This window comes from Acidovorax sp. GW821-FHT10E03, assembly GCF_059415205.1.
This window is the reverse complement of the sequence record NZ_JBWKMU010000010.1, coordinates 229,854-253,631: the sequence shown is the minus strand read 5'-3', so window position 1 is coordinate 253,631 and position 23,778 is coordinate 229,854. Positions and strand designations below refer to the sequence as shown.

Annotated in this window: 26 protein-coding genes; 16 read left to right on the top strand and 10 right to left on the bottom strand. The window is 67.7% G+C overall.

What is annotated here, in order from left to right:
• The first annotated feature begins 169 nt into the window (after nt 1–169).
• The 3 genes from AC07OD_RS19255 (at nt 170) to AC07OD_RS19245 (ending at nt 2,598) form a co-directional block, all read left to right on the top strand.
• Nucleotides 170–1,402: an AAA family ATPase gene (locus AC07OD_RS19255; protein WP_494597767.1), complete on the top strand. Its 1,233-nt coding sequence runs from the start codon at nt 170–172 to the stop codon at nt 1,400–1,402.
• Nucleotides 1,403–1,404: 2 nt separating this feature from the next.
• On the top strand, nt 1,405–2,061 hold the full coding sequence (locus tag AC07OD_RS19250; RefSeq protein WP_494597766.1) for a hypothetical protein: 657 nt from the start codon (nt 1,405–1,407) through the stop codon (nt 2,059–2,061).
• A gap of 123 nt (nt 2,062–2,184) precedes the next feature.
• Entirely contained in the window at nt 2,185–2,598 is a 414-nt protein-coding gene (locus AC07OD_RS19245; protein WP_494597765.1) for a YkgJ family cysteine cluster protein, read from the top strand.
• 91 nt (nt 2,599–2,689) lie between these two features.
• Here the strand turns inward: AC07OD_RS19245 and AC07OD_RS19240 are convergent, their stop codons facing one another.
• The gene (locus AC07OD_RS19240; RefSeq protein WP_494597764.1) at nt 2,690–3,019 is read right to left on the bottom strand and encodes an acylphosphatase; all 330 of its coding nucleotides are present in this window, start codon (nt 3,017–3,019) and stop codon (nt 2,690–2,692) included.
• Between the two features lie 146 nt (nt 3,020–3,165).
• Between AC07OD_RS19240 and AC07OD_RS19235 the strand changes: the two genes are divergently transcribed.
• Together AC07OD_RS19235 and AC07OD_RS19230 are read left to right on the top strand one after the other, a co-directional pair.
• Nucleotides 3,166–3,462: an ATP-binding protein gene (locus AC07OD_RS19235; protein WP_494597763.1), complete on the top strand. Its 297-nt coding sequence runs from the start codon at nt 3,166–3,168 to the stop codon at nt 3,460–3,462.
• Nucleotides 3,463–3,529: 67 nt separating this feature from the next.
• A complete protein-coding gene (locus tag AC07OD_RS19230) occupies nt 3,530–3,967 on the top strand; it encodes an OsmC family protein (RefSeq protein WP_494597762.1) in 438 nt (145 codons plus the stop codon).
• Between the two features lie 69 nt (nt 3,968–4,036).
• Here the strand turns inward: AC07OD_RS19230 and AC07OD_RS19225 are convergent, their stop codons facing one another.
• The 4 genes from AC07OD_RS19225 to AC07OD_RS19210 form a co-directional block, all read right to left on the bottom strand.
• Nucleotides 4,037–5,359 carry a serine hydrolase domain-containing protein gene (locus AC07OD_RS19225; protein ID WP_494597761.1) on the bottom strand — a complete coding sequence of 441 codons (1,323 nt, stop codon included), beginning with the start codon at nt 5,357–5,359 and terminating at the stop codon, nt 4,037–4,039.
• 70 nt (nt 5,360–5,429) lie between these two features.
• On the bottom strand, nt 5,430–6,011 hold the full coding sequence (locus AC07OD_RS19220) for a thioredoxin family protein (protein ID WP_494597760.1): 582 nt from the start codon (nt 6,009–6,011) through the stop codon (nt 5,430–5,432).
• A 26-nt stretch (nt 6,012–6,037) separates the two neighbouring features.
• The gene (locus AC07OD_RS19215; RefSeq protein ID WP_492246098.1) at nt 6,038–6,757 is read right to left on the bottom strand and encodes a cytochrome c biogenesis CcdA family protein; all 720 of its coding nucleotides are present in this window, start codon (nt 6,755–6,757) and stop codon (nt 6,038–6,040) included.
• The gene (locus AC07OD_RS19210; RefSeq protein WP_494597759.1) at nt 6,754–7,236 is read right to left on the bottom strand and encodes a DUF2147 domain-containing protein; all 483 of its coding nucleotides are present in this window, start codon (nt 7,234–7,236) and stop codon (nt 6,754–6,756) included. Before AC07OD_RS19210 ends, AC07OD_RS19215 begins: the two co-directional genes overlap by 4 nt.
• A gap of 179 nt (nt 7,237–7,415) precedes the next feature.
• Here AC07OD_RS19210 and AC07OD_RS19205 point away from each other — a divergent pair, with 179 nt between their 5' ends.
• The 5 genes from AC07OD_RS19205 to AC07OD_RS19185 all read left to right on the top strand — a co-directional run bounded on the left by AC07OD_RS19205 (nt 7,416) and on the right by AC07OD_RS19185 (nt 12,267).
• Nucleotides 7,416–8,174 carry a response regulator gene (locus tag AC07OD_RS19205; protein ID WP_218339343.1) on the top strand — a complete coding sequence of 253 codons (759 nt, stop codon included), beginning with the start codon at nt 7,416–7,418 and terminating at the stop codon, nt 8,172–8,174.
• On the top strand, nt 8,171–9,493 hold the full coding sequence (locus AC07OD_RS19200; RefSeq protein ID WP_494597758.1) for an ATP-binding protein: 1,323 nt from the start codon (nt 8,171–8,173) through the stop codon (nt 9,491–9,493). Before AC07OD_RS19205 ends, AC07OD_RS19200 begins: the two co-directional genes overlap by 4 nt.
• Nucleotides 9,494–9,601: 108 nt before the next feature.
• The gene (locus AC07OD_RS19195) at nt 9,602–10,450 is read left to right on the top strand and encodes a DUF72 domain-containing protein (protein ID WP_494597757.1); all 849 of its coding nucleotides are present in this window, start codon (nt 9,602–9,604) and stop codon (nt 10,448–10,450) included.
• A 127-nt stretch (nt 10,451–10,577) separates the two neighbouring features.
• The gene (locus tag AC07OD_RS19190) at nt 10,578–10,706 is read left to right on the top strand and encodes a hypothetical protein (protein WP_255590954.1); all 129 of its coding nucleotides are present in this window, start codon (nt 10,578–10,580) and stop codon (nt 10,704–10,706) included.
• A gap of 133 nt (nt 10,707–10,839) precedes the next feature.
• Nucleotides 10,840–12,267: a homoserine dehydrogenase gene (locus AC07OD_RS19185; protein ID WP_494597756.1), complete on the top strand. Its 1,428-nt coding sequence runs from the start codon at nt 10,840–10,842 to the stop codon at nt 12,265–12,267.
• Between the two features lie 225 nt (nt 12,268–12,492).
• Here the strand turns inward: AC07OD_RS19185 and AC07OD_RS19180 are convergent, their stop codons facing one another.
• Complete coding sequence (locus AC07OD_RS19180) at nt 12,493–13,131, bottom strand: FMN-binding negative transcriptional regulator (protein WP_218296354.1); 639 nt, start codon at nt 13,129–13,131, stop codon at nt 12,493–12,495.
• Entirely contained in the window at nt 13,128–13,613 is a 486-nt protein-coding gene (locus tag AC07OD_RS19175) for an OsmC family protein (RefSeq protein ID WP_494597755.1), read from the bottom strand. The genes AC07OD_RS19180 and AC07OD_RS19175 overlap by 4 nt, the downstream gene beginning before the upstream one ends.
• 100 nt (nt 13,614–13,713) lie before the next feature.
• Here AC07OD_RS19175 and pdxR point away from each other — a divergent pair, with 100 nt between their 5' ends.
• Complete coding sequence (gene pdxR, locus AC07OD_RS19170; RefSeq protein ID WP_494597754.1) at nt 13,714–15,210, top strand: MocR-like pyridoxine biosynthesis transcription factor PdxR; 1,497 nt, start codon at nt 13,714–13,716, stop codon at nt 15,208–15,210.
• A 33-nt stretch (nt 15,211–15,243) separates the two neighbouring features.
• On the opposite strand, the gene AC07OD_RS19165 is transcribed toward pdxR, so the two are convergent.
• Nucleotides 15,244–16,323 (bottom strand): MBL fold metallo-hydrolase, encoded by a 1,080-nt coding sequence (locus AC07OD_RS19165; RefSeq protein WP_494597753.1) that lies wholly within the window; start codon nt 16,321–16,323, stop codon nt 15,244–15,246.
• A 78-nt stretch (nt 16,324–16,401) separates the two neighbouring features.
• On the opposite strand from AC07OD_RS19165, the gene AC07OD_RS19160 reads away from it, so the two are divergent.
• From AC07OD_RS19160 to AC07OD_RS19140, 5 genes are all read left to right on the top strand, one after another.
• Entirely contained in the window at nt 16,402–17,040 is a 639-nt protein-coding gene (locus tag AC07OD_RS19160; protein ID WP_218296357.1) for a TetR/AcrR family transcriptional regulator, read from the top strand.
• Between the two features lie 69 nt (nt 17,041–17,109).
• Nucleotides 17,110–18,102: a glycerophosphodiester phosphodiesterase family protein gene (locus AC07OD_RS19155; RefSeq protein ID WP_494597752.1), complete on the top strand. Its 993-nt coding sequence runs from the start codon at nt 17,110–17,112 to the stop codon at nt 18,100–18,102.
• Nucleotides 18,103–18,192: 90 nt separating this feature from the next.
• Nucleotides 18,193–18,744: a gamma carbonic anhydrase family protein gene (locus tag AC07OD_RS19150; RefSeq protein WP_494597751.1), complete on the top strand. Its 552-nt coding sequence runs from the start codon at nt 18,193–18,195 to the stop codon at nt 18,742–18,744.
• Nucleotides 18,745–18,820: 76 nt separating this feature from the next.
• Nucleotides 18,821–19,876 carry a sensor domain-containing diguanylate cyclase gene (locus AC07OD_RS19145; protein ID WP_492246106.1) on the top strand — a complete coding sequence of 352 codons (1,056 nt, stop codon included), beginning with the start codon at nt 18,821–18,823 and terminating at the stop codon, nt 19,874–19,876.
• 88 nt (nt 19,877–19,964) lie between these two features.
• The gene (locus AC07OD_RS19140) at nt 19,965–21,875 is read left to right on the top strand and encodes a B12-binding domain-containing radical SAM protein (protein ID WP_218339332.1); all 1,911 of its coding nucleotides are present in this window, start codon (nt 19,965–19,967) and stop codon (nt 21,873–21,875) included.
• Nucleotides 21,876–22,118: 243 nt separating this feature from the next.
• Here AC07OD_RS19140 and AC07OD_RS19135 read toward each other — a convergent pair whose 3' ends face one another.
• Together AC07OD_RS19135 and AC07OD_RS19130 are read right to left on the bottom strand one after the other, a co-directional pair.
• Nucleotides 22,119–22,469, bottom strand: coding sequence for a hypothetical protein (locus AC07OD_RS19135; protein ID WP_494597750.1), 351 nt, complete (start codon nt 22,467–22,469; stop codon nt 22,119–22,121).
• Between the two features lie 530 nt (nt 22,470–22,999).
• The gene (locus AC07OD_RS19130; protein WP_494597749.1) at nt 23,000–23,497 is read right to left on the bottom strand and encodes a hypothetical protein; all 498 of its coding nucleotides are present in this window, start codon (nt 23,495–23,497) and stop codon (nt 23,000–23,002) included.
• Nucleotides 23,498–23,778: the final 281 nt, after the last annotated feature.

Below are 23,778 nucleotides of genomic sequence, written 5' to 3'. Positions count from 1 at the left end.
TGTTTGACTTCTGCTGGGCTCGCGCCAGTCACTATTGATTCACAGCAGGCGCAGGCTGTCCTCAAGCAGTAGCACCAGGGCAAAGCGCTGAGCCTGTGGTGCAGGCGCTATGGGCGGTAAATTCGACCCGTGAAAAGCACGAAAGGCACATCATGAAAAGAGGCTATGCATGGCGCTGATCGAAGGTTTTCGCGTGCGCAACTACCGGGCGCTGCACGACATCACATTGGGCAAACTCTCTACCGACCAGGGAGGCAATCCGTTAACTCCATTCACCGTAGTCATCGGTAAGAACGGAGTAGGCAAAAGCACTTTGTTCGATGCATTCGGCTTCGTCGCCGATTGCCTAAATACTGATGTGGAAGCGGCCTGCGACAGCAAGCTGCGCGGCGGCTTCGATCGCATGCGCTCCCTAGGAGTTACGGAACCCATTCGCTTCGACATCTACTACAGAGAAGCCCCCGGCGAGCGGCCCATCACCTACGAACTGGCGATCAATGTGGACGGTAGCGGGCGGCCTTTCGTTGAGTCGGAAGTCCTTAAACAGCGCCGCAAAGGCCAGAAGCACGGTAGGCCATATCCGTTCCTTCGCCTACATCACGGGCTCGGCAAGGTGTGGGCCGGCGAGGAGGCGGTAGAGACGGACAGCGAAGAAGAAGACCGGGCACAGGAAGATGTGGAATTGACCGACTTGCGCCAATTGGGCATCGCTACGCTGGGCACGCTCAAAGAACATCCGCGCATCAAACGCTTCCGCGACTTTCTCAAGGGCTGGTATCTCTCCTACTTTCATCCCGATGCCGCGCGTGCTATTCAGCCCGCCGGCGCGCAGCGCCACCTGAACATCCACGGAGACAATATCGGCAATGTGGTGCAGTACATGGAGCGTGAACACAAGGCACGCTTTCAAGCAATTCTGGATCGCATCGCTGGCAAGATTCCAGGCGTGAAGAGCATACAAACCAGCGTCACACAGGACAAACGCGTTCTCCTGCAGTTCAACGATGGTGCATTCGCCGACCCGTTCTATGCATCGCAGATGTCTGATGGCACGCTGAAAATTTTCGCCTATCTGCTTCTGATGGAGGATCCCGAGCCCCCACCGTTCATCTGCATTGAGGAGCCAGAGAACGGGCTGTACCACCGCCTGCTGGACTCCTTGGCCACCGAGTTGCGCAGCCATGCCACGGGCAAGAAAAACCAACCTCAGATTTTCGTGACCACGCACCAACCCTATTTCGTAGATGCGCTGTCTCCGAGCGAAGTCTGGATTCTGGAAAAAGGGGGAAATGGCTTTTCGACCGTTCGACGGGCCTCTGATATCGAGCTGGTGCGCAACCTCGTAGATGAGGGCCTACCTCTGGGCGGCCTTTGGTACAGCGACTATTTAGACGCGAGGTAGGCATGCACATCGAAGTGCTTGTGGAAGACAGTTCCGGTGCTGCACTGATTGAGTCCCTAATGCCCCAGGTAGTCGGCCCCCAAGGCGATCCACACTCCTGGCGCATCCATCCCTACAAAGGCGTGGGTCGAATACCCAAGGGGCTTGTCGCCAGGGGTGATCCCTCCAAGCGGGCATTGCTCGATCAATTGCCCCGCTTGCTGATCGGCTACGGCAAAACTCCCGGCATCGACGCGGTGGTCATCGTATTAGACAGTGACAACCGCCCTTGCAAAGATTTTCTGTCCGAATTGCAAGTACTGTTGAAACGATGCAATCCTGCACCTAACACGCTGTTTCGACTTGCCATTGAAGAGATGGAAGCATGGATTCTGGGTGATCGCCCGGCCTTGCTGGCCGCGTACCCAAAAGCAAGAAAAGACGTGCTGGCACGGTATGTCCAAGACAGCATTTGCGGCACCTGGGAATTGTTGGCCGATGCAGTTCATCATGGTGGCCACGCCAGTATCCAAAAAGCGGGCTGGCCTCTGCCCGGGCAACTTAAACATGAGTGGGTCAGAAAGATCAGCTCCGGCATGGACATCGAAAGAAACGCTTCTCCCAGCTTTGGAAAGTTCCGCGACGGATTACGCAGGTTGATTGCCAATGACGGCTCATGAATCCTGAGAGCATTGCAGCATGCGCTTCATCCCATGCGCCAAGGCCTGGAGCACTAAACTCTTTCAGTGAAGCCAAACGCCGCCGACGAAAGAGCGGCATTGAACCTGTTGCGGCACCTATCCATGAGATTCCCTATCTCCATCGTCGACGTTGACCGCCTCGACACCTGGACCCGCTATCGCCCAGGCCTGTGCGACACCTGCGCGGCCAACTGCTGCACGATGCCGCTCGAAGTGCAGCTGGCAGACCTGGTGCGACTGGAGCTGGTGGACCCGTTCGAGGCCGAGCATGAAGAGCTGCGGCACATTGCCAGGCGGCTTCTCAAGGCGCGGCTGATCGACCACTTCAACCACAAGAACGCGATCTTCACGATGGCGCGGCGGGCCAGTGGGGACTGTAACTTTCTCGACCCCAAAACACGCCTGTGCATGGTGTACGACAAGCGGCCCGAGACGTGCCGGCTGCATCCGCAGAAGAAGAGCCCCAAGCCGGGGTACTGCGCCTACGGGGCGCGGGATCTGCAGCGCAGGGGTTGAGCGGCGGGCACCCCGGCCTGCCTGCCGCCAGCCACGCTATTTGCCGGAGGGCGCACGGCCGGCCGCCGCAGCGCCAGCCCGCGCGCTACCGCTACACCGTCTCCCTTTGGACAAAGCCTGCCACGGGCTCCTCAGGCTCGGCCACGGTGCCCACGTCCAACGCGTCCACCCGCGCCTGCGGCGGGCCGTGGCGGGCCCAGTCGATGAGGGACTGCACGGCATCGGCGGGGCCGGTGGCCAGGGCTTCCACGCTGCCGTCGCGGCGGTTGCGCACCCAGCCCTGCACACCGCGCTGCAGGGCGGCCTGCACCAGGGACCAGCGGTAGCCCACGCCCTGCACATGCCCCCGGATCAGAAGGTGCCGGGTGACGGTGGTGGTGGTGTTGCCGCTGTTGCTGGTGGTACTGCCGCTGTGGTGCATGGGCGCACTGTATCGCCAGCGCGGGGCGTTGACCACGTGCGCGCCATGGCGGTGCTCGACCGGCCGGATGCGGCGCGCTAAGCTGTGGCGTGGCAGCCGCGGGCTTCGTCCAGCACTGCCATCCCTCGCACTGTCCAGGCCACCGCATGAACGCACCCCGCAAGGCCTTGCCCGCCATCGACACTGCCCGCTGCACGGGCTGCGGCTGGTGTGTGGCCGTGTGCGCGCCGCATGTGCTGTCGCTGCAGGTGCAGGTGCAGGGCCCGCAAGCCTGGGGTCCCAAGCGGTCCCGGCTGCATGATGCGGCGGCCTGCACCGGGTGTGCCTTGTGCGCGGTGCGGTGCCCGTTCGATGCGATCCGCATGGTGCGTGCGGGCTCCTTGCATGCGGTGCGGGACGATGCGGCGTTGTCCCACACCAGCGGCGGCGCGGCTGTGGTGTGATTCCAGGCCCGGGTTTCACCCGAGTGTTCACCACCCCACCATTGCATGCCAGAAAAGGAGCCACGCCATGCCTGAAAAGAAAGCCAGCGTTCACTGGGAAGGGGCCGGCAAGGCCGGCCAGGGCCAGATCAGCACCGAGACCGGCGCGCTGGACAAGTACCCCTATGGCTTTGCCAGCCGCTTTGGCGACGACCGCAAGGGCACCAACCCCGAGGAGATCCTGGGGGCGGCGCATGCGGCCTGCTTCACCATGGCGTTTTCGTTTGCCGCCGACAAGGCGGGCATCGCCACCGAAGCGGTGGACACCACCGCCAGCGTGCGCCTGTCCAAGGAGGGCGAAGGTTTTGTGATCGACCGCATCGCGCTCATGCTCACCGCCAAGGTGCCCGGGCTGGACGATGCGGCCTTCCAGCAACTGGCGGCCGATGCCAAGGCCAATTGCCCGCTGTCGAAGGCACTGGCCGCGGTGCCCGAGATCACGCTGACCGCCACGCTGGTGAAGTAGCCAACGGGACGGGCCGGGGCGCCGGGGCACCGCGCCCCTGCACGGTCTTCTTTTTTGTCCGCCGGCCCCTCAGCGCCCCCGCACCGCCGCAGCCAGCGCGGCAAACGCCTGCCGGTCCGCCGCATGCGTGAAGGCCGTGTTGGGCACCGGGTGTGTGGACAGCTTCACCACCACCAGCTCCGCCGCCGGGTTGATGTGGATGTGCTGGCCCATCAGGCCCTTGGCCTCCAGCGTACCGTCCGCATCATGCGGCACCCACCACTGGTTGTGGTACGAGTAGCCCGCGCGCATGGCGGTGCCGGGGGCCTTGCTGAATTTCGCGGGGTCGGCGCCCTTGCGCAGCTCGGCGATGGTGGCGGGCGAGATGATCTGCTGGCCGTTGTAGCGGCCGTTGGCGCGCAGCATTTCGCCCAGGCGGCCCAGGTCGCGCAGCGTGGCGTTCACGCCCACGCTGGTGGACTGGCCGCCGTTGGCGTCGGCAAACACATAGGCATCCTCCTGCGCGCCCAGGCGCGACCAGATGCGCTCGGACAGCAGCGTGGCGTAGCTCTTGCCCGTCACGCGCTGCAGCAGCCAGCCCAGCACTTCCGTGTCCACCGACTTGTACGCGAACGCGGCGCCGTGCTCGCCCTCCTTCTTCAGCGTGGGCAAGAACTCGGCCATGCTTTTGGCGGCGCTGCTGCCGGGCGGCGCGGGCTGCAGGCCTGCGGCGGCCAGGTACTGGAAGACGCCGGACGCAGGGTCGGCAAAGTTCTCGGCGTATTGCACGCCGGTGGTCATGTCCAGCGTCTGCTGCACGGTGGCATCGGCCCAGGCGCTGGTGGCCAGCTCGGGCAGGTAGCGGGGGATTGGTGCTGTCGGGTCGATCACGCCTTCCTGGATGAGCTCGGTCACCAGCAGGCCGGTGAGCGATTTGCTCATGGACCACAACACATGCGGCTGGTGCGGCTGCATGCCGGTGTGGTGGCGCTCGTACACCACCTGGCCCCGGTGCAGCACCAGCAGGCCGTCGGTGTAGGTGGCCTTTTGCCAGTCGGCCAGCGTGGTGGTGCCGCCCTTGCCGTCGGGCACGGGCAGCGCGTCGTTCAGCGCGCGGGCTGCGGCGGGCAGCGCGCTGGACGCCCCGGCGCCGCGCCACACGGCCGCCGTGGGCCCCAGCTCGCGCAGGTGGTGCGCGGCCCAGCGCACGTTGGGGTACTTGAGGATGTTGGCCAGGCGCACGATCTTGTCGGGCGGCGGCGGAAAGCCCTGCATCAGTTGTTGCGTGGCGGGGTGGGTGGCGTCGGGTGGTGGCAGTTGCGGTGCCTGCGCATGGCTGGCGGAGGCCATGCACAGGGCTGCGGCGGCAGCGGCGAGCGTGACCAGGGCAAATTGGAGGCGGGGGAACGGCATGGTGCGAAAGTCCTGCAAAAGGTGGGTGGGATCGGGCAGAGAAACGACGGAACAGGAAGGGGCGGGCGGGCTATCCCCGCGCCGCCAGCAGCGCGCGGATCACGGCTTCGGTGCGCTCGTATTCGCCCTCTCCGAAGTGCTTGTAGCGAATGCGTCCCTGCGCATCGATGAGGTAGGCCGCGGGCCAGTACTGGTTGCTGTAAGCCTTCCAGGTGCCGTAGCGGTTGTCCTGCGCCACGGGGTGCTTCACGCCGTGGCGGCGCATGGCCACTTCGACATTGCTGGTGGTGCGCTCGAACGGAAACTCCGGCGTGTGCACGCCCACCACGGTGAGGCCCTGGGGCGTGTACAGCTCGGCCCAGCGGTTCACGTGGGGCAGGGTGCGGATGCAGTTGATGCAGGCATAGGTCCAGAAGTCCACCAGCACCACGCGGCCGCGCAGCTGGGCCAGGGTGAGCGGCTCGGAGTTGAGCCAGCGCTCGATGCCGGTGAACTCGGGCGCCGCGCCAAAGTCGGGCAGCGTGGCGGCCTGGATGGCGGGCCCCGCTGCGTGGGTGAGGGCGGGTGCCGCCACCGCTGCGGCTACAGAAGCTGCGGACGCCAGGAATGTGCGGCGCTGAAAAGAGAAGGGTGAAGAAAGGCGCGATGTCATGGTGAAAACTCCTTGCTGCGGGCCGCTTACAGCCCGCCAGAACCCGAGGGATAGAACTGCGACAGCCAGGCGGTGACCTGCCCATCCACCTCCAGCAGCATGGCCAGCGCCACGGCGATGACCACCACGCCAAAGGCCTGCTGCACGCGGTGCGCATGGCGCGAGATGCGGCGCACATGGCCGGCCGCTGCCTGGCCACCGTAGGCAATGGCCAGCATGGGCACTGCGGCGCCGGTGGAATACGCGAGCAGCAGCACCGCCGTGCTGACCCCGGGCGGCTCGGTGGCGATGAGCGTGAGGATGGAGGCCAGCACCGGCCCGGCGCAGGGCGTCCACACCGCGCCCAGGCTCAGGCCCAGCAGCAGCCCGCCCCAGTTGCCGGCCGATGAGCCCAGCCCCAGGCTGGCCACGCGGCCGAGCACGCCACCCGCCTGTTGGCTGAGCCACTGGAAGGGCCGAGGCCACACCGTGAGCACGCCAAACACCAGCAGCATCACGGCGGCGAACCGGCGCAAGCCCCCGGGCGACACGCCCAGCACCTGCGCGAAGCTGCTGAACAGCAGCGCCACGGCCGCGAACGAGAGCGCAAAGCCCAGCGCGATGAACAGCGGACGCGTGCGCCGCGCCGCCCCACCCGCCACCGACGCGCCCAGCACCACCGGCAGCATGGGCAGCACGCAGGGCGCGCCCACGGTGAGCATGCCGGCGGCCACGGCCAGCCAGGGCGAGGTGGCGGCCATGGTCATTGCACGCCCCCGTGCTCTGCGCCCGGGCGGCGCCACACCTGCGTCTTGCCAAAGAGCGGGATGCCCACGTAGGCGCGCACCAGCAGCTGGTCCGGCTCGGCGGGGGTGAGGATGGCGCGGTAGGTCTTGGCGTTCTCGCGGTTGTAGATCTCGCCCTGGTATTCGGTGTTACTGCCGCCATCGCTGGGGCGCAGGCCCGACAGCAGGGTCATGCCCAGCGCGGGCCGCGCGTCGGCCGCCGCCATCTCGGTGCCCGGCGCGCTCATGGAGCGGTTGCCCAGCACGCGCACCACCTTGCCACACAGGGTCTCGCCGGCGCAGGGCACGATGTCCACCTCCAGGTTGCCGCTTTCGGTGATCCAGCGGCCCAGCGGGGCCTTGGCAGGTGCGGCGGCCAGGGATTGCTGGGCGCCAGCGGATTGGGCCAGGCACAGGGCCAGCAGCCCGGCCGTGGTTGTTGTCCAGGGGTTCATCTTCATGGCACGGTCCTCGTGAAGTTCAGGAAGACTGCATTGAAGCCAGCGGACGTATCGGTGATATTTCCTGGCAAGGCCTTTTGGTATGCGTGCGTGTCTGCCGCGCCGCCAGACAAGTTCAGATACATACGGCCCGCCGCGCCGCCGCCACGCGCAGGGCAAACCTCGGAGAATCACGGCCCATGAGCACGCCCACCGAAGACCACGTCCTGATCGTCGATGACGACGCCGGCATCCGCGAGCTGGCGGCCGAGTACCTGCAGCGCCAGGGCCTGCAGGTGAGCGTGGCGGCCGATGGACGGCAGATGCGTGAGGTGCTGGCCACGCAGCGCATCGACCTCTTGGTGCTGGACCTGATGCTGCCCGGCACCGACGGCATCGCGCTGTGCCGCGAGCTGCGCAGCCCCGGCGCGCCGCCGCTGCCCATCATCATGCTCACCGCGCGCAGCGACGAGGCCGACCGCATCCTGGGCCTGGAGCTGGGTGCGGACGACTACCTGACCAAGCCCTTCGCCGCGCGCGAGCTGCTGGCGCGCATCCACGCCGTGCTGCGGCGCACGCGCATGCTGCCGCCCAACCTGGCGACGGCCGAGCCCGCGCGGCAGCTGGCGTTCGGCGACTGGCGGCTGGACACCACGGCGCGCCACCTGCTCGATGCCACGGGCGCGGTGGTGGCGCTGTCGGGCGCCGAATACCGGCTGCTGCGCGTGCTGCTGGACCATCCGCAGCGCATCCTCACGCGCGACCAGCTGCTGCAGCTCACGCAGGGGCGCGACGCCGACGTGTTCGACCGCTCCATCGACCTCTTGGTCAGCCGCGTGCGCCAGCGGCTCGGGGATGGTGCCCGGGGCTCGCGCTACATCAAGACAGTGCGCAACGAGGGCTATGTGTTCTGCGCCGACGTGTTGCCCACGGCAACCTCCAACGAGGCCGCCGCATGACGCTGCGCGGGTGGCCCCGCTCGCTGTTCGGGCGCATCCTGCTGGTGCTGGCGCTGGGCCTGGCGCTGGCGCATGCGCTGACCTTCGTGCTCGCGCTCACCGAGCGCGGCATGACCATGCGCCGCGCCATGGTGTCGTACCTGGCGAGCGACGTGGCCAGCTCCGTGGCCATGCTGGAGCGCCTGCCCGCCGCAGAGCGCGCGCAGTGGGTGGACCGGCTGGCGCGCCGCAACTACCGGTTCGCGTTGACCGCGCCGCAGGATGCGCCCGAGGACCCGTCCGACCTGGCCCGCCTGATCGCGGGCGCCGTGGGCGCCACGCTGCCCCCCGGCCAGACGGTGCGGGTGATCGACCCCCGCGTGCCCGGCACCGAGCTGCGCCTGCAGCTCCAGTTGAGCGACGGCACGCCGCTGGCCGTGGACATGGACGAGCCCCGGCTGCAGGTCTCGCCCTGGGTGCTGGGCGCGCTGGCGCTGCAGCTGGCGCTGCTGGCGGGCCTGTGCGCCTGGGCCGTGCGCGCGGCCACGCGGCCCCTGCGCGCGCTGGCCGACGCGGCCGACGCGCTGGATGCCGACCGCCCCGCCGTGCCCCTGGCCGAGGACGGCCCGCGCGAGGTGCAGCGCGCCGCCCAGGCCTTCAACCGCATGCAGCAGCGCATCCAGGCGCACCTGGAGGAGCGTATGCGCATCCTGGCCGCCGTCTCGCACGACCTGCAGACGCCCATCACCCGGCTGCGCCTGCGCGCCGACCTGCTGGACGACACCACGCTGCAGGGCAAGCTGCACGCGGACCTGGCCGAGATGCAGTCGCTGGTGGAAGAAGGCATTGCCTACGCGCGCTCGTCCCAGGCCGCCCGGGAGCCCCTGCAGCGCGTGGACCTGCGCGCGCTGCTGCAGAGCATTGCGTTCGACTACGCCGATGCCGGCCTGCCCGTGTCGCTGCTGCACACGGCAGAGGGCACCTGCGACACGCGCCCGCAGGCCCTGCGCCGGCTGGTGTGCAACCTGGTGGACAACGCGCTCAAGTTCGCCGGCGCGGCCGAGCTGAGCCTGGAGGCCGGGCACCAAGGCCAATGGCTGGTGCGGGTGCTGGACCGGGGGCCGGGCATCCCCGCCGCCGAACTGGCCGCCGTGCTGCAGCCCTACGTGCGGCTGGAAGACTCGCGCAACCGCGGCACCGGCGGCACGGGGCTGGGCCTGGCCATTGCGAACGAACTGGCCCAGGCGCTGGGCGGCCGGCTGGTGCTGGGGCCGCGCGAGGATGGTGCGGGGCTGGAGGCGCGCGTGGAAGTGCCGGGGTCGCGGGAAACCTCCGCATAAGTCAGGCGCACCGTATGCCCCTGCGGCGTCGGGCGGTCCGGGGCGTTGCCGCAGCCTCGGTCGCGCTGCTAAAGTGGCCACCCCGTGGACTGTCAGACAGGGAACGCCGTGGAAACCACCGCAAACAGCAGTAGCACCCGCAGCCAGCACATCCGCATCGGCATCGGCGGCTGGACCTTCGAGCCCTGGCGCGACAACTTCTACCCCGCGGGCCTCGCGCACAGCAAGGAGCTGCAGTACGCCAGCCGCCAGCTCAGCGCCATCGAGGTCAACGGCACCTACTACAGCACCTTCAAGCCGCCCACGTTTGCCAAGTGGCACGGCGAGACGCCCGAGGGCTTCATGTTCTCGCTCAAGGCCAACCACTTCGCGACGAACCGCCGCGTGCTGGCGCAGGCGGGCGACTCGGTCATGCGGTTTGTGGAAAGCGGCATCTCGGAACTGAAGGACAAGCTCGGCCCCATCGTCTGGCAGTTCATGCCCACCAAGGTGTTCGAACCGGGGGACTTCGAGGCCTTCCTCGCGCTGCTGCCCCAACAGGTCGATGGCCGCAGCCTGCGCCATGTGCTCGACGTGCGGCACGAGAGCTTTGCGACCCCCGCCTTCATCGCGCTGGCCCGCCGCTACGGCTGCGTGCCGGTGCACACCGATTCCGAAAAATTCCCGGCCATTGCCGATGCCGAGGCGGACTTCGCCTACCTGCGGCTGATGCGCAGCCAGGCCCACGTGCCCACCGGCTACACGCCCGAGGCGATTGCGCAATGGGCCGAGGGCGTGCGCGCCTGGACCCGCGGCGAGCGGCCGCGCGATGTGTTCGTGTATTTCATCAACGGCGCGAAGGAGCGGGCCCCGGCCGGCGCGATGGAGCTGATGGCGCAGCTGGGACTGCGGGCGCAGGCCACAGGTGCTGGCGAGATGGCGATGAGAAAGAAATCGGCGCCTGGCGCTTATCCATGAAGCGCCAAAAGCTATTGATTCAATAGCAAAATCACCCTGTCGCGGGCTGCCAGGACGCCTGCCCGCGGCACCAGGCGCGGCACGGGCTTGACGGCGGCCCAAGGGCCTCGGGTACACTGCATTCTTCATGTCGTACACCGCCATCCCCTTCACCGCACGCGCCACGGCCTTCCAGGGCATGTGCATGATGCTGTCCGCATTCACGCGGGCGATGGGTGCACGAATGATTACCACCATTACCACCGCGGCCACCTGAGCACGCGCAGGTGGCCGTTTCGGCAGCCACCTGGTGATCGCTCTCTCTTCTCCCCCAAGACGAATTGACTGAAACCCAGCTCTGGCAGCTGGGTTTTTTTGTTTGTTTGTTTTGCAGTCGTTTGGAGAAGCCCATGTTCCGCGATCCCGTCCAGTCCCTAGAAGCCCCGTCGTTCGAGCCTTCCGCCGCGGCCATGCGCCCCCTGCGCGTGGGCATGATCGGCATTGGCACCGTGGGCGCGGGCACCTTCCGCGTGCTGGCGCGCAACCAGGCGCTCATCGCGGGCCGCGCGGGGCGGGGCATCAAGATGGTGGTGGTCTGCGCCCGCAGCCTGGCCCGCGCCATGAGCGTGGTGGGCAAGGACGTGGCCCTGACCAACGACCCCATGCAGGTCGCCACGCACCCCGATGTGGACGTGCTGGTGGAGGCCGCCGGCGGCACCGGCCCGGCGCGTGAATGGGTGCTGGCCGCCATCCGCGCGGGCAAGCATGTGGTCACGGCCAACAAGGCGCTGCTGGCCGAGCATGGCAACGAGATCTTCGCCGCCGCGCGCCAGCACGGCGTGGCCGTGGCGTACGAAGGCGCGGTGGCCGTGAGCATCCCCATCTTGAAAGCGCTGCGCGAGGGCCTCACGGCCAACCGTATCGAATGGGTGGCCGGCATCATCAACGGCACCACCAACTTCATCCTGAGCAAGATGCGCGACGAGGGCGTGGGCTTTGCCGAGGCGCTCGCCCAGGCGCAGGCTCTGGGCTACGCCGAAGCGGACCCGACCTTCGACATCGAGGGCATCGACGCCGCGCACAAGATCACGCTGCTGGCCGCCAATGCGTTCGGCATGCCGCTGCGGTTCGCCGACGCGCAGGTGGAGGGCATCACCGCGCTGCAGGGCCTGGACGTGGCCTGCGCGGAGCAGCTGGGCTTTCGCATCAAGCTGCTGGGGGTGGCGCGGCGCCGCGAGCACGGCAATGGAGTCAACGGCGATGGTGCCGACGGCGTGGAGCTGCGCGTGCAGCCCGCGCTGGTGCCCGCCACGCACCTGCTGGCGCATGTCAATGGCTCGATGAACGGCATCATGGTCAAGGGCGATGCGTCGGGTGTGACGATGTACTACGGCGCGGGCGCGGGCTCCGAGCAGACCGCGTCGGCCGTGATCGCCGACCTGGTGGACGTGGCGCGGCTTCATGGCACCCACGCGGCGCAGCGGGTGCCGCACCTGGGCTTTCATGCCAGCGCCATCAGCAACGACCAGGCCGTGCTGCCGCGCGCCGCCGTGCGCACGCGCCACTACCTGCGGGTGCCCGTGCACACGGCCCAGCAGATCGAGGCCGTGGGCGCGTGGCTGGCGGCGCAGCACGTGCCGGTGCTGCGCGTGGAGCTGGCGGCCGAAAAAACACTGCAGGCCGACAAGGCGGCATCCAGCGCCGGCCATCCCCAGGTGCTGGTGCTCACCGACGTGGCGGCCCAGTCCACGGTGGACCTGGCCATGCACGCGCTGGCCGCGCACCCCGCCGTGGCCGGGCCGGTGGTGTCGCTGCGCGTGGAGATGCTGGAGGGCTGATGCTGAAGGGTTGCCATGGGCGGTGTCTGGCCGCACGCCACGTCGTGCCACCACCACTCGGCACTCACCAGCACCGTTCACGCTGAGCCTGTCGAAACGCGGCGCATGGCTGCGACAGGCTCAGCCCGACCGGTACGGGTTGATGCTGCGGTTTTAAAGGTCCAAACAGGCTCTGTCGCCCTACTATCAAGCGCTTCAAGCTATGAATATCGCAGCAATCACTGGCTAGATGCCCGGCCCTCGTTCCACCAGCGCCGCCATGGCCAGCGCTTGCGGCGTGCCTTGCGCCGTCAGCCCCTCGACGACGCCGGCGCGGTCCGTGTCCGTGCGGTTCTGGCTCACCTTCCAGACGCCTTCCCAGCGTTCCACCGCCAGCTCCACGCCCACGATGGCGCCCAGCAGCTTGTGCAGGTAGTCGGCGGGCGCATCGTCCACGTGCCAGGGGTGCGGGCGGTGCGCCTCGTGGGCCTCGGTCAGCGTGTGCAGGATCGCGCGCAGGCGCTCGGGGTCGCCGTCCACCGCGCTGAGCGTGCCGTGGGCGTGCACCGTGGCGTAGTTCCAGGTGGGCACCTGTTTGCCATCGACGGCCTTGGACGGGTACCACGACGGCGACACGTAGGCCTGCGGGCCGTGGAACACGGCCACCGCCTGCTGCGGCAGCAGCGGCCACACGCCGTTGCCGCGCCCCACGTGGCCCACCAGCGTGCCGTGCGGGCCGCGCGTGGGGTCCAGGTACAGCGGCACGTGGTTGACGTGCAGGGCGCCCTCGTGCGAGACGACCAGGGTGGCCAGGGGCTGGTCCCGCACCAGGCCGTGCAGAACGGCTGGGTCGGTCACCTGGAACTGGCGGTTGGCAATGGTCATGTCAGTGGTCCTTCCACGTCCAGCACGGGCGCGCAGTCGATCTGCGTCTTGACCGAGTTGGCCAAAAAGCACGCCGCGTGCGCCTGGTGGTGCAGGTCGGCCAGCACCGCGCTGCTGGGCGCGTGCGCCGCGTCGAAGCGCGTCACGGGCCGCAACTGCACGTGCGAGACCACCAGGCGGCCTTCGGCATCCTTGGCCATGGTGCCCACGGCGGCATCGGTGTAGCTGTCCACGCGCCATCCGGCGCGGCAGGCGAAGTCCAGGAACCACAGCATGTGGCAGCTCGACAGCGCGGCCACGTAGGCTTCTTCGGGGTCCACGGCCGAAGCGTCGGAGTAGGGCAGCGGCACCACATGCGGCGACGACGAGCCGGCCACCACGGCGCCGCCATCGAATTGCCAGGTGTGCGCGCGGTGGTAGCGCTTGTCCAGAAAGTCGTCGCTGCCACGGGACCAGGCGATGGTGGCGGTGTGCTCGGCCATAGGATCTTTCTTGTGGGACCGGGCGTCGCAGGCAGCCCGGATGGTTTCTAAAATGGTTCTTCAGTTTATGGCTGCATTGCCACAACGAAGGGGCCAATTCATGCCGGTTGCCAGAGCCAATTCGAAGACCGTCGCCGCCGCCACGGGTGCTCCGGGCCCGCGCCAGGGCCTGCTGCGCCAGCAGGTCTATGAGCAGTTGCGCGGCGCCATCGAGCAGGGGCGGCTACCCGCGGGCACGCGCCTGCCGCCGTCGCGCGAGCACGCGGCGGGCCTGGGCGTGTCGCGCAACACGGTGCTCTGGGCCGTGCAGCGCCTGCAGGCCGAAGGGTATGTGGAGGCGCGCGTGGGCGACGGCACCTACGTGTCGCAGGCTGCGGGCGTGGCGCCCGCGCAGGGCCTGGTGGCGCCGCCGCGCGGGCTGTCGAAGCGCGGGCAGCTCATTGCCGAGACGGCGGCGCGCTGGCGGCCGCCGCATGTGGCGGCGCGGGCATTTCGCATCGGCGCGCCCGAGGTGGACACCTTTCCGTTCGCGCTGTGGGACCGCCTGGCGCGCCAGGCCAGCCCCGGCCAGCGCAGCGCCCGCGCGCAGTACCTGGACCCTGCAGGCGACCCCCAACTGCGCCAGGCCATCGCGCTGTGGCTGTGGGCGTCGCGCGGCATCCGTTGCGATGCGGCGCAGGTGGTGGTGTGCTCGGGCTCGCAGCAGGGCATCGATCTGATCGCGCGGCTGCTGCTGGACGCGGGCGACGAGGTGCTGGTGGAAGACCCGGGCTACCCCGGCATCCGCGCCAGCCTGCTGGGCCACGGCGTGCTGGCGCGGCCGGTAGCGCTGGACGCGCAAGGCCTGCGCATCGCCGAAGGCGCCGCGCAGTGGCCCGGCGCGCGCATGGCCGTGGTCACGCCCACGCACCAGTTCCCCACCGGCGTGTGCATGCCACTGGCGCGGCGCCAGGCCCTGCTGCAGTGGGCGCGCACGCACGACGCCTGGGTGGTGGAGGACGACTACGACGGCGAATTCCAGTACGGCAAGCACGACGGCAAGGCCCAGCGCGTGCCCGCCCTGTGCAGCCTGCCGGGCTCGGAGCGCGTGCTGTACGTGGGCACGTTCTCCAAGACCCTGCACCCCGGCCTGCGCCTGGGCTTCGTGGTCGTGCCACCCGCGCTGGTGGAAGCCTTTGCCATTGCCCGCGCCATCACCGACCGGCATGCGCCCGGCGACGCACAGGCGGTGCTGGCGCGCTTCATCGCCGAAGGCCACCTGCTGCGCCACCTGCGGCAGATGCGCGAGCTGTACCAGGAGCGCCAGCAGGCGCTGATCGACGCGCTGGCCCAGGCCAGCGGCGGCGCGCTGCAGCTGGCGCCCAGCGACCGGGGCATGCACCTGCTGCTGGAATGCGCGCCCGGCAGCAACGACGAGGCCTTGAGCCGCAGCGCACTCGCCGCCGGGGTGATGCTGGCACCCTTGTCGCGCTATGCGATGGAATCGAACCGTAGAGGCTGGCTGTTTGGCTACGCGGGCTACGGCGAGCCCGAGATCGTGGCCGCCGCGCGGGTAGTGGCGCGGTTAGCTTCCAGAAGTCACCGCAAGGGGCTCTGACCGGCGAGCGACCGCCGCGCTGGCGGTATCCCCCTACCTTTTCCACCATTGCTGCGAGAGCGCGGGCTGCCGGATGTCCAGCCGCTCGCCCATCACCGGCGCCACCAGCGGCACACCGGCTTTCCCGGCCAGGGCGGTGATGCGGTCGAACGGGTCCGTCCACGCGTGCAGCGCCAGGTCGAACGTGCCGTTGTGGATGGGCATCAGGTGGCGGCCCTTCACGTCCAGGTGGGCCTGCAGGCTTTCCTCGGGCTGCATGTGCACGTCGGGCCACTGGGCGTCGTAGGCGCCGGTTTCCACCATCGTCAGGTCGAACGGGCCGAAGCGCTCGCCGATGGCCTTGAAACCGTCGAAGTAGCCCGTGTCGCCGCTGAAGAAGATGCGCGTGTCCCCTGCCACCAGCACCCACGACGCCCACAGCGTGCGGTTGCCGTCCGACAGGCTGCGGCCCGAGAAGTGCTGTGCGGGCGTGGCCACCAGCTTCACGCCGGCGATGGTGGTGCCCTGCCACCAGTCGAACTGCTGCACCTTGGCGGCGGGCACGCCCCAGGCGATAAGGCGGTCGCCCACGCCCAGCGGCGTGACGAAATGCGCCACCTTGGGGGCGAGCTGCCGGATGGCATCGAAGTCCAGGTGGTCGTAGTGGTCGTGCGAGAGCACCACGCCGGTGATGGGCGGCAGCTCGTCGATGGCGATGGGCGGCGCATGGAAGCGCTTGGGGCCCATGAAGGAAAACGGCGAGGCGCGTTCGGAGAACACCGGATCGGTCAGCCAGAACTGGCCCTGCAGCTTGAGCAGCATGGTCGAGTGGCCCAGGCGCCACAGGCTCAGGTCGGGGGCGCCCAGCAGATCGGCCTGCGTGAGCGGCAGCACCTGGGGCGGCTGGGCCGGCACCGCGTCGGCGGGCTTGTCCGTCATGAAGCGCCACATGATGCCCAGGGTCTTGGCAAAACCCGGGGCTTGGCGCGGCGCCGCGTTGCGGAACTTGCCATCGACGTGCTGGGGCGACTGCTCATGGGAGCTTGCCGGCAAGGAGGTGCAGGAAAGGATGCTGTAGGCCATGGCGGTGACAACGGTGAGGATGAGAAGGATTCGGGGCGTGCGGCGGAGCATGGATGCTTTTCCGAAAAGTGCACTGCACAGTGTAGTTCACTTTTCCAAAAAGTAAACTACCCGGTGTAAAATAGGGGAATGACCGAGCCCGCCACCGTGATCGCCCCCACCCGCCTGACCGACCGCAAGCGCGAGGCCATCGTGCAGGCCGCCATCGGCGAATTCCGCGAACATGGCTTCAACGGCACCAGCATGGACCGCGTGGCCGCGGCAGCCGAGGTGTCCAAGCGCACGGTGTACAACCACTTTCCCAGCAAGGACGAGCTGTTCGGCGCCATCCTGGACCACCTGTGGGAGCGCAGCCATTCATTGCCTGACGTGGCCTACGACGCGGGGCGACCGCTGCGCGCGCAGCTGCTCGCGGTGCTGGAGCAGAAGATGGAGCTGCTGAACGACGCGAGCTTCATCGACCTCTCGCGCGTGGCGATGGCCGAAATGATGCACACGCCCGAGCGCGCCCAGGCCATGGTGGCGCGCCTGTCCGAAAAGGAAGAAGGCCTGCCGCGCTGGATCCGCGCGGCCCAGCAGGACGGCGCCCTGCGCGCGGGGGTGGACCCGCAGTACGCGGCCCACCAGCTGCACGGCATGGTCAAGTCCTTTGCCTTCTGGCCCCAGCTGGCCATGGGCCAGCCGCCGCTGGCGCCTGCCGTGCAGCAGCAGGTGCTGGCCGATGCGGTGGAGATGTTCCTCGGGTTCTACGCGGTCGGCGCGCCGTAGGCCGGGGAACCCCGGCCCGGGCAAAATGCTCGCCGCACGACCGCCAGCCCCTCCCCGGGCACGCCTCCCATGCACAAACGCCACTCCCTCCTCATCGGCCTGGGCATCGCCACCGCGGCGGTCTGGGTTTTCAACGCCTCCTGGCGCGCAGCGCCGCCCGAAGGCGCCAAAGCGCGCCTGATCGCGCACCGGGGCGTGCACCAGACCTACCACCGCGAGGGGCTGGAGCGGGACACCTGCACCGCCCGGCGCATCGAGCCGCCCACGCACGACTACATCGAGAACACGGTGCGCTCCATGCAGGCGGCATTCGCCCATGGCGCGGACATCGTGGAGCTGGACGTGCACCCCACCACCGACGGCCGCCTGGCCGTGCTGCACGACTGGACGCTGGACTGCCGCACCGAAGGCCGGGGCACCACGCGCAGCCACGCGATGTCCTACCTGCGCACGCTGGATGTGGGCTACGGCTACACCGCCGACGGGGGCCGGACCTACCCCCTGCGCGGCAAGGGCGTGGGGCTGATGCCCGAGCTCTCCGAGGTCTTCACGGCCATGCCCGGCCAGCGCTTTCTCGTCAATTTCAAGAGCCGGGAGGCGCGCGAGGGCGACATGCTCGCCGCGCTGGTGGCCGGACAGCTCGCCTGGCGGCAGGCCATCTGGGGCGCGTACGGGGGCGACGAGCCCACCCTGCGCGCCGCCGGGGCGCTCGCGGCCCAGGGCGGGGCACCCGTCAGGACCTGGTCGCGCCAGGGGCTGGCGCAGTGCCTGGGCCGCTACATCGCCCTGGGCTGGGCCGGCATCGTGCCCGAGGCCTGCCGCCAGACCACCGTGATGGTGCCTCTGAACGTCGCGCCCTGGCTCTGGGGCTGGCCGAACCTGCTGCAGCAGCGGCTGCGGCAGGCGGGCAGCGAGATCATCCTGCTGGGCCCCTACGGCGCGGGCGACGCCGGCACCTCGGGCATCGACACGCCCGCGCAGCTGGCCCAGGTGCCCCGGGGCTTCGCGGGCTATGTCTGGACCAACAAGATCGAGGTCATCGGGCCCGTCTTCCGGCGCTGAGCCCGGCTTGGCGCTACGCTTGGCGGCTGCGTGCGCCCCGGCGCATTCCGGCTTCTTTCTCTTCACCACCACCTCATCCCTTCCCACCCCATGCCCCTTGCCCCCTACCTCGATACCGCCCCGTGCCTGGGCAGCGGCGTCTTCATCCACGACTCCGCCCAGGTGATCGGCGACGTGACCCTGGGCCGCGACGCCTCGGTGTGGTGCAACGCCGTGCTGCGCGGCGACGTGAACCGCATCGTGGTGGGGGAGTGCAGCAACGTGCAGGACCTGGCCATGGGCCATGTCTCGCACCGCAACGCCAGCAAGCCCGAGGGCTCGCCGCTCCTCATCGGCAGCCATGTGACCATCGGCCACTCGGTGATCCTGCACGGCTGCCGCATCGGCGACGAATGCCTGATCGGCATGGGCTCGATCGTGATGGACGACGCCGTGGTGGGCGACCGCGTGATGCTGGGCGCGGGCAGCCTGGTCTCGCCCGGCAAGGTGCTGGAAAGCGGCTACCTCTACATGGGCCGCCCGGCGGTGCGCCAGCGCGCGCTGACGGACGCGGAGATGGCGTACCTGCGCTACTCGGCCGAACACTACGTGCGGGTGAAGAACAACTACCAGGCCCCGCCGCTGACGAAGCCTGCAGCCTGATCCGGTCCGGAAGTCCGGCAGGCCCCAGGGCGCGCGGGCGGCGCGTATCGCATCACTATTCGAGCCATGTTTGTCTATGAGTGAACTTCTTGAGCAACTGTCCCAGTCGGTCTCCACGGCCCACTCCGTCGAAGAGCTGACGCGGCCGCTTCTGGAAATGCTGGAGGCGGTGACGGGGCTGGAGTCCACCTACCTCACCGCCATCGACGAGGCACAGGGCGTGCAGCACGTGCTGTACGCGCGCAACTCCAGCGCCATGCAGATCCCCGAGGGCCTGGTCGTGCCCTGGAACGACACGCTGTGCAAGCGCGCGCTGGAAGAGGGCCGCACTTTCACCGACGACGTTCCCACCTGCTGGGGCGATTCGCAGGCCGCGCGCGGCCTGGGCATCCGCACCTACGCGAGCCAGCCCGTGCGCGTCGGCAACGGCGCGCTGTACGGCACGCTGTGCGCGGCCAGCACCCACGCCCGCCCGCGCACGCCCGAGGCCGAACGCATCCTCACGCTGTTCGCCTATCTCATCGGCCAGCAGGTGGAGCGCGAGCAGCTCATCCACAAACTGCTGGCCGCCAACGAACAGCTGGCCGCCGTGGCCGCCACCGACCAGCTCACGGGGCTGCCCAATCGCCGCGCGCTCATGGAGGCGCTGGAACGGATGCTGGCGCAGGGCCGGCGCCGGCAGATGGGCGTGCAGATCGCGTTCATCGACCTCGACGGCTTCAAGGCCATCAACGACACCCACGGCCACGAGGTGGGCGACCAGTTCCTCGTGGCCGTCGCGCAGCGCCTGCGGGGCGTGCTGCGCGCCGAGGACCTGGCCGCGCGCCTGGGCGGCGACGAGTTCGTGGTGATCAGCCTGAGCGCACACGCCGGCGACGCCCTGCACACCGCGCAGGATGCGCTGAGCCTGCGCATCGCCCAGGCCACGCAGGGCCGCTTCGACCTGCCGGGCGCATCGCTGGACTACGCCGGCGCCAGCGTGGGCGCGGTCACCATGGCGCCGGACCAGACCTGCAGGGCCGAGGACGCCCTGCGCGTGGCCGACCAGATGATGTACCAGGTCAAGCGCGCGCGCCGGCAGGCCCAGGACGCGCTGGCACAGGCGCGCGGCGGGCTGCCCACCCGCCGCTGAGCCGGCCCGCGCCGCCGCCGCAGTAGCCACACCGCCAGGGACACCATCGCGGTGCCGGGATAATCGGCGGTCACCACCCCCACGCTCCATGGCCTCTTCCCCGTGCCGCGTGCTCGCCGTCATCCCCCCGATGACGCAGCTGAACACGCCCTATCCGTCCACCGCCTACCTCACGGGCTTCCTGCGCTCGCGCGGCGTCCTCGCGTTCCAGGAGGACCTGGCGCTGGCGCTCGTGCTGCGGCTGCTCTCGCCCGAGGGCCTGAGGGCCGTGGCCGCCAAGGTGGATGCACTGCCCGCCAAGAAACAAAGCCCCGCCGTGCAGTCCTTTGCCGCGCAGCAGGACCGCTACCTGGCCACCATCGGCCCGGCCATTGCCTTCCTGCAGGGGCGCGACAGCACGCTGGCCCACCGCATCGCGGGCCGCAACTACCTGCCCGAGGGCCCACGCTTCGCCACGCTGGATGTGTATGTGGACGACGAAGGCGGCGACCCGCTGGGCTGGGCGTTCGGCGCCCTGGGCCTGCACGACAAGGCCAAGCACCTGGCCACGCTGTACCTGAACGACCTGGCCGATGTGCTGCGCGACGCGGTGGACGAGCGCTTCGAATTCGTGCGCTATGCCGAATCGCTGGCGGGCAGCCAGCCCACGTTCGACCCGCTGGCCACGGCGCTTGCCGCACCGCCCACGCTGGTGGACGACCTGCTGGCGCAGCTCACGCACGAGGCCATCGAACGCCACCAGCCCACGGTGGTGCTGCTGTCGGTGCCTTTCCCGGGCTCCGTGTACGCGGCGTTCCGCATCGCGCAGGCCATCAAGGCGCGCCATCCGCAGGTGGTGACGGTGCTGGGCGGCGGCTTCGTGAACACCGAACTGCGCGAGCTGGCCGACCCGCGCGTGTTCGACCATGTCGACTACGTGACGCTGGACGCCGGCGAGCGCCCGCTGCTGGCGCTGCTCGAACATGTGCGCGGCGAACGCGGCCGCCAGCGGCTGGTGCGCACCTTCGTGCGCAACGACGAGGGCACCGTCCAGTACATCAACATGATGGAAGCAGACGTGGCCTTCGCCGAGGTGGGCACGCCCACCTGGGACGGCCTGCCGCTGGACCGCTACCTGTCGCTGCTGGACATGCTCAACCCCATGCACCGGCTGTGGAGCGACGGGCGCTGGAACAAGCTCACGGTGGCGCACGGCTGCTACTGGAAGAAGTGCAGCTTCTGCGACGTGAGCCTGGACTACATCAGCCGCTACGAGGGCGCGAGCGCCGAGGTGCTGGCCGACCGCATCGAGGCCATCGTGCGCGAGACGGGGCAGACGGGTTTTCACTTCGTGGACGAAGCCGCGCCCCCCAAGGCGCTGAAAGCACTGGCCACCGAGCTGATCGCGCGCAACGCGGGCATCAGCTGGTGGGGCAATGTGCGGTTCGAGAAAACCTTCACGCCCGACCTGGCCGAGCTGATGGCCGACAGCGGCTGCATCGCCATCTCGGGCGGGCTCGAAGTCGCGTCCGACCGGCTGCTCACCCTCATGAAAAAAGGCGTGTCGGTGGACCAGGTGGCGCGCGTGACGCGGGCCTTCACCGACGCGGGCATCCTGGTGCATGCGTACCTGATGTACGGCTTTCCCACGCAGACCGTGCAGGACACGGTGGACGCGCTCGAATACGTGCGCCAGCTGTTCGCCAACGGCTGCATCCAGAGCGGCTTCTTCCACCGCTTTGCCTGCACCGTGCACTCGCCCGTGGGCAAGAACCCCGAGGAGTACGGCGTGACCCTCGCGCCGCTGCCGCCGGGCGACTTCGCCAAGAACGACGTGGCCTTCATCGACCCCACGGGCGTGGACCACGATGCGCTGGGCGGCGCGCTCAAGAAGGCCATCTACAACTACATGCACGGCATCGGCCTGGAAGAGGACGTGCGCACGTGGTTCCCGTTCAAGGTGCCCAAGACCACGGTGCGGCGCGACCGCATCGAGCGGGCGCTGCGCGAGCGAGGATGAGGATATATATCTCCTTTGATAGCTGCTAGCGCCCGGTACATCGGCGTTTCAAGCCATTTTGGCGGGTGATGTGTCAGGGGGACCCTGCTTCCCTCGGAGTTCTGGCGCAGTTTCCAAAGTCAGCAGCCTGCACACCGCAGACAGCCCGCCTTCCTCGACAGACCCTACACAAGCAGAACCTGTGGTCACGGCGGGCATTTCACAAGCCGCCGCCTCAGCGACCAAGCCGGAACCGGCGCAGACTCAACGCTGGCGGCGCCCCGTTTGCGCAACGGCGGTGCACCGGCATTGGCTCTTGTCCACCCAGAACTGTTCGGGCACAGCGTGCTCCATGGCGCTGCTGTACTGCCCCCGCATCTTGTTGTACGCAATCCAGCGGTTTTGGGCTGCAGTTTTTCCGTTGCTAGTGAGTTCGGGTTTGTTGTTGATCGCGGCACTGGGGTCGTCGTTCTTGACCCACCGGATATGCCGCAGGTGCCCGATGTCCATGTTCAGGCCCTGGAAGGTGATGCCCGTGGTGACGATGCCGTACAGCTTGTTGGGGCGTACCTGGGCGTGGAACAGGCCGTAGCTCAAGGCGGGCCGGTCGATCATCAGGGTTTGGCACTGGCTGCGGGTCGATGCTGGCTTGCCGGGTGCCCAGCACGTCGCCTACGGTGCTTTGGCCTGCGTTTTGGCTGTCGCCTCCGCAGGGCTGAAATGGGATGAGCAGCGGGGATTGGCATCTGCGGGCGCTTGTGTCGAAGCCAACGCCCTTGGAGCGCGCAGACGACGATCAATAAGCAACCGCAGGATTCATTCCAAATCAAGTCTTTAGCGCAAGCAGGAAAAGCGCAAACAGCTATCAAAAGAAGATCGTCTTGCATTTGGTGAATAGAGGGTTTTCACTGAGTAAATGAAGCCACTCAGTCCTTCCCAAGGCTCTGTATCTCGCGCCCACCACCCTCAAAGTCTGCACAACCGGGCTGATTTGCACACCAAAGCCGATCAGAAATAGCGCCCAACTTGATATACAAAAAAAATTGTCAGCGCCAAAAAATACAAACCAACAAGAAAACTCCCCACTGTTAGTTTTCTTTCACGGTATTCATGAAATGCCTTGCAAATTATCTTAAACATTTCATTCAACTCAACACAGAATATATAGCGGAAATCAATCCAATTATTCCAGCAGCAATCGCAACATTACCCACCAGCAGGACACCCAATGCTGGAATAGCAGCCGCAAGACCAATTACCGCCAAGGTTAAACCAATCCAATTAAAAATTGCAGACCAATTGACCTGCGCGCCGATCGCATCCAAATATGCTCCAGCCGAAGCAAAAGCTGCCATCAGCATCCAACCGTATCCGAGAATTGCAAAAGGTCCCAACCACGCCAATATAAATAGGGCAGCTATCGCAAAGACAAAAGCTGCGATCCCGTAGATCAACGCCCCCCCATTCCCCTTCCCTTCAATAATGTATCCACCTGCTCCAGTTTCAGGATCAGTAATCACATAGCCATACCCTGTCCATCCATGCGCGTTGATCTGGTGCTCGTGCACCGTCACCTCTTTGCCCGCCTGGATGGCTGATTGAATCTCCTGCCCCACCGTACCGCCCACTGGCAGCTTGGGCAAGGCCGTGGCTGCGTTGCTTTGGTTGATGGTGTATACCTGCGGGCGTTTGTGCCAACGCCACCGCGCCTGAAGCGAGCAGGCGAGGGCAAATGAGTGGCCACAGGATTCACAAACAAATCAGGCTCTAGCGCAATTGGGACAAACGCGAGCAGCTATCAAAATAAGAGCATTCTGCATACTCGCGATTGGAGAATTTTGCGCAGCGGTTTGGAGATCGCCTCAAAACCATTTAAAGAAATAATTTGCTATCCACAAGAATGTCACCACAGCTCCTTCCAGCA

What these genes read in the sequence shown, in the direction of transcription:
- AC07OD_RS19215 (WP_492246098.1), bottom strand. Translation starts at nt 6,757, where the DNA reads ATGACCATGGCCGCCACCTCGCCCTGGCTGGCCGTGGCCGCCGGCATG.
- AC07OD_RS19225 (WP_494597761.1), bottom strand. Translation starts at nt 5,359, where the DNA reads ATGCCGTTCCCCCGCCTCCAATTTGCCCTGGTCACGCTCGCCGCTGCC.
- AC07OD_RS19235 (WP_494597763.1), top strand. Translation starts at nt 3,166, where the DNA reads ATGAACGCACCCCGCAAGGCCTTGCCCGCCATCGACACTGCCCGCTGC.
- AC07OD_RS19145 (WP_492246106.1), top strand. Translation starts at nt 18,821, where the DNA reads ATGAGTGAACTTCTTGAGCAACTGTCCCAGTCGGTCTCCACGGCCCAC.
- AC07OD_RS19150 (WP_494597751.1), top strand. Translation starts at nt 18,193, where the DNA reads ATGCCCCTTGCCCCCTACCTCGATACCGCCCCGTGCCTGGGCAGCGGC.
- AC07OD_RS19180 (WP_218296354.1), bottom strand. Translation starts at nt 13,131, where the DNA reads ATGACCATTGCCAACCGCCAGTTCCAGGTGACCGACCCAGCCGTTCTG.
- AC07OD_RS19220 (WP_494597760.1), bottom strand. Translation starts at nt 6,011, where the DNA reads ATGACATCGCGCCTTTCTTCACCCTTCTCTTTTCAGCGCCGCACATTC.
- AC07OD_RS19205 (WP_218339343.1), top strand. Translation starts at nt 7,416, where the DNA reads ATGAGCACGCCCACCGAAGACCACGTCCTGATCGTCGATGACGACGCC.
- AC07OD_RS19190 (WP_255590954.1), top strand. Translation starts at nt 10,578, where the DNA reads ATGTCGTACACCGCCATCCCCTTCACCGCACGCGCCACGGCCTTCCAG.
- AC07OD_RS19230 (WP_494597762.1), top strand. Translation starts at nt 3,530, where the DNA reads ATGCCTGAAAAGAAAGCCAGCGTTCACTGGGAAGGGGCCGGCAAGGCC.
- AC07OD_RS19240 (WP_494597764.1), bottom strand. Translation starts at nt 3,019, where the DNA reads ATGCACCACAGCGGCAGTACCACCAGCAACAGCGGCAACACCACCACC.
- AC07OD_RS19255 (WP_494597767.1), top strand. Translation starts at nt 170, where the DNA reads ATGGCGCTGATCGAAGGTTTTCGCGTGCGCAACTACCGGGCGCTGCAC.
- AC07OD_RS19135 (WP_494597750.1), bottom strand. Translation starts at nt 22,469, where the DNA reads ATGATCGACCGGCCCGCCTTGAGCTACGGCCTGTTCCACGCCCAGGTA.
- AC07OD_RS19210 (WP_494597759.1), bottom strand. Translation starts at nt 7,236, where the DNA reads ATGAAGATGAACCCCTGGACAACAACCACGGCCGGGCTGCTGGCCCTG.
- pdxR (WP_494597754.1), top strand. Translation starts at nt 13,714, where the DNA reads ATGCCGGTTGCCAGAGCCAATTCGAAGACCGTCGCCGCCGCCACGGGT.
- AC07OD_RS19185 (WP_494597756.1), top strand. Translation starts at nt 10,840, where the DNA reads ATGTTCCGCGATCCCGTCCAGTCCCTAGAAGCCCCGTCGTTCGAGCCT.
- AC07OD_RS19175 (WP_494597755.1), bottom strand. Translation starts at nt 13,613, where the DNA reads ATGGCCGAGCACACCGCCACCATCGCCTGGTCCCGTGGCAGCGACGAC.
- AC07OD_RS19245 (WP_494597765.1), top strand. Translation starts at nt 2,185, where the DNA reads ATGAGATTCCCTATCTCCATCGTCGACGTTGACCGCCTCGACACCTGG.
- AC07OD_RS19200 (WP_494597758.1), top strand. Translation starts at nt 8,171, where the DNA reads ATGACGCTGCGCGGGTGGCCCCGCTCGCTGTTCGGGCGCATCCTGCTG.
- AC07OD_RS19140 (WP_218339332.1), top strand. Translation starts at nt 19,965, where the DNA reads ATGGCCTCTTCCCCGTGCCGCGTGCTCGCCGTCATCCCCCCGATGACG.
- AC07OD_RS19250 (WP_494597766.1), top strand. Translation starts at nt 1,405, where the DNA reads ATGCACATCGAAGTGCTTGTGGAAGACAGTTCCGGTGCTGCACTGATT.
- AC07OD_RS19155 (WP_494597752.1), top strand. Translation starts at nt 17,110, where the DNA reads ATGCACAAACGCCACTCCCTCCTCATCGGCCTGGGCATCGCCACCGCG.
- AC07OD_RS19165 (WP_494597753.1), bottom strand. Translation starts at nt 16,323, where the DNA reads ATGCTCCGCCGCACGCCCCGAATCCTTCTCATCCTCACCGTTGTCACC.
- AC07OD_RS19160 (WP_218296357.1), top strand. Translation starts at nt 16,402, where the DNA reads ATGACCGAGCCCGCCACCGTGATCGCCCCCACCCGCCTGACCGACCGC.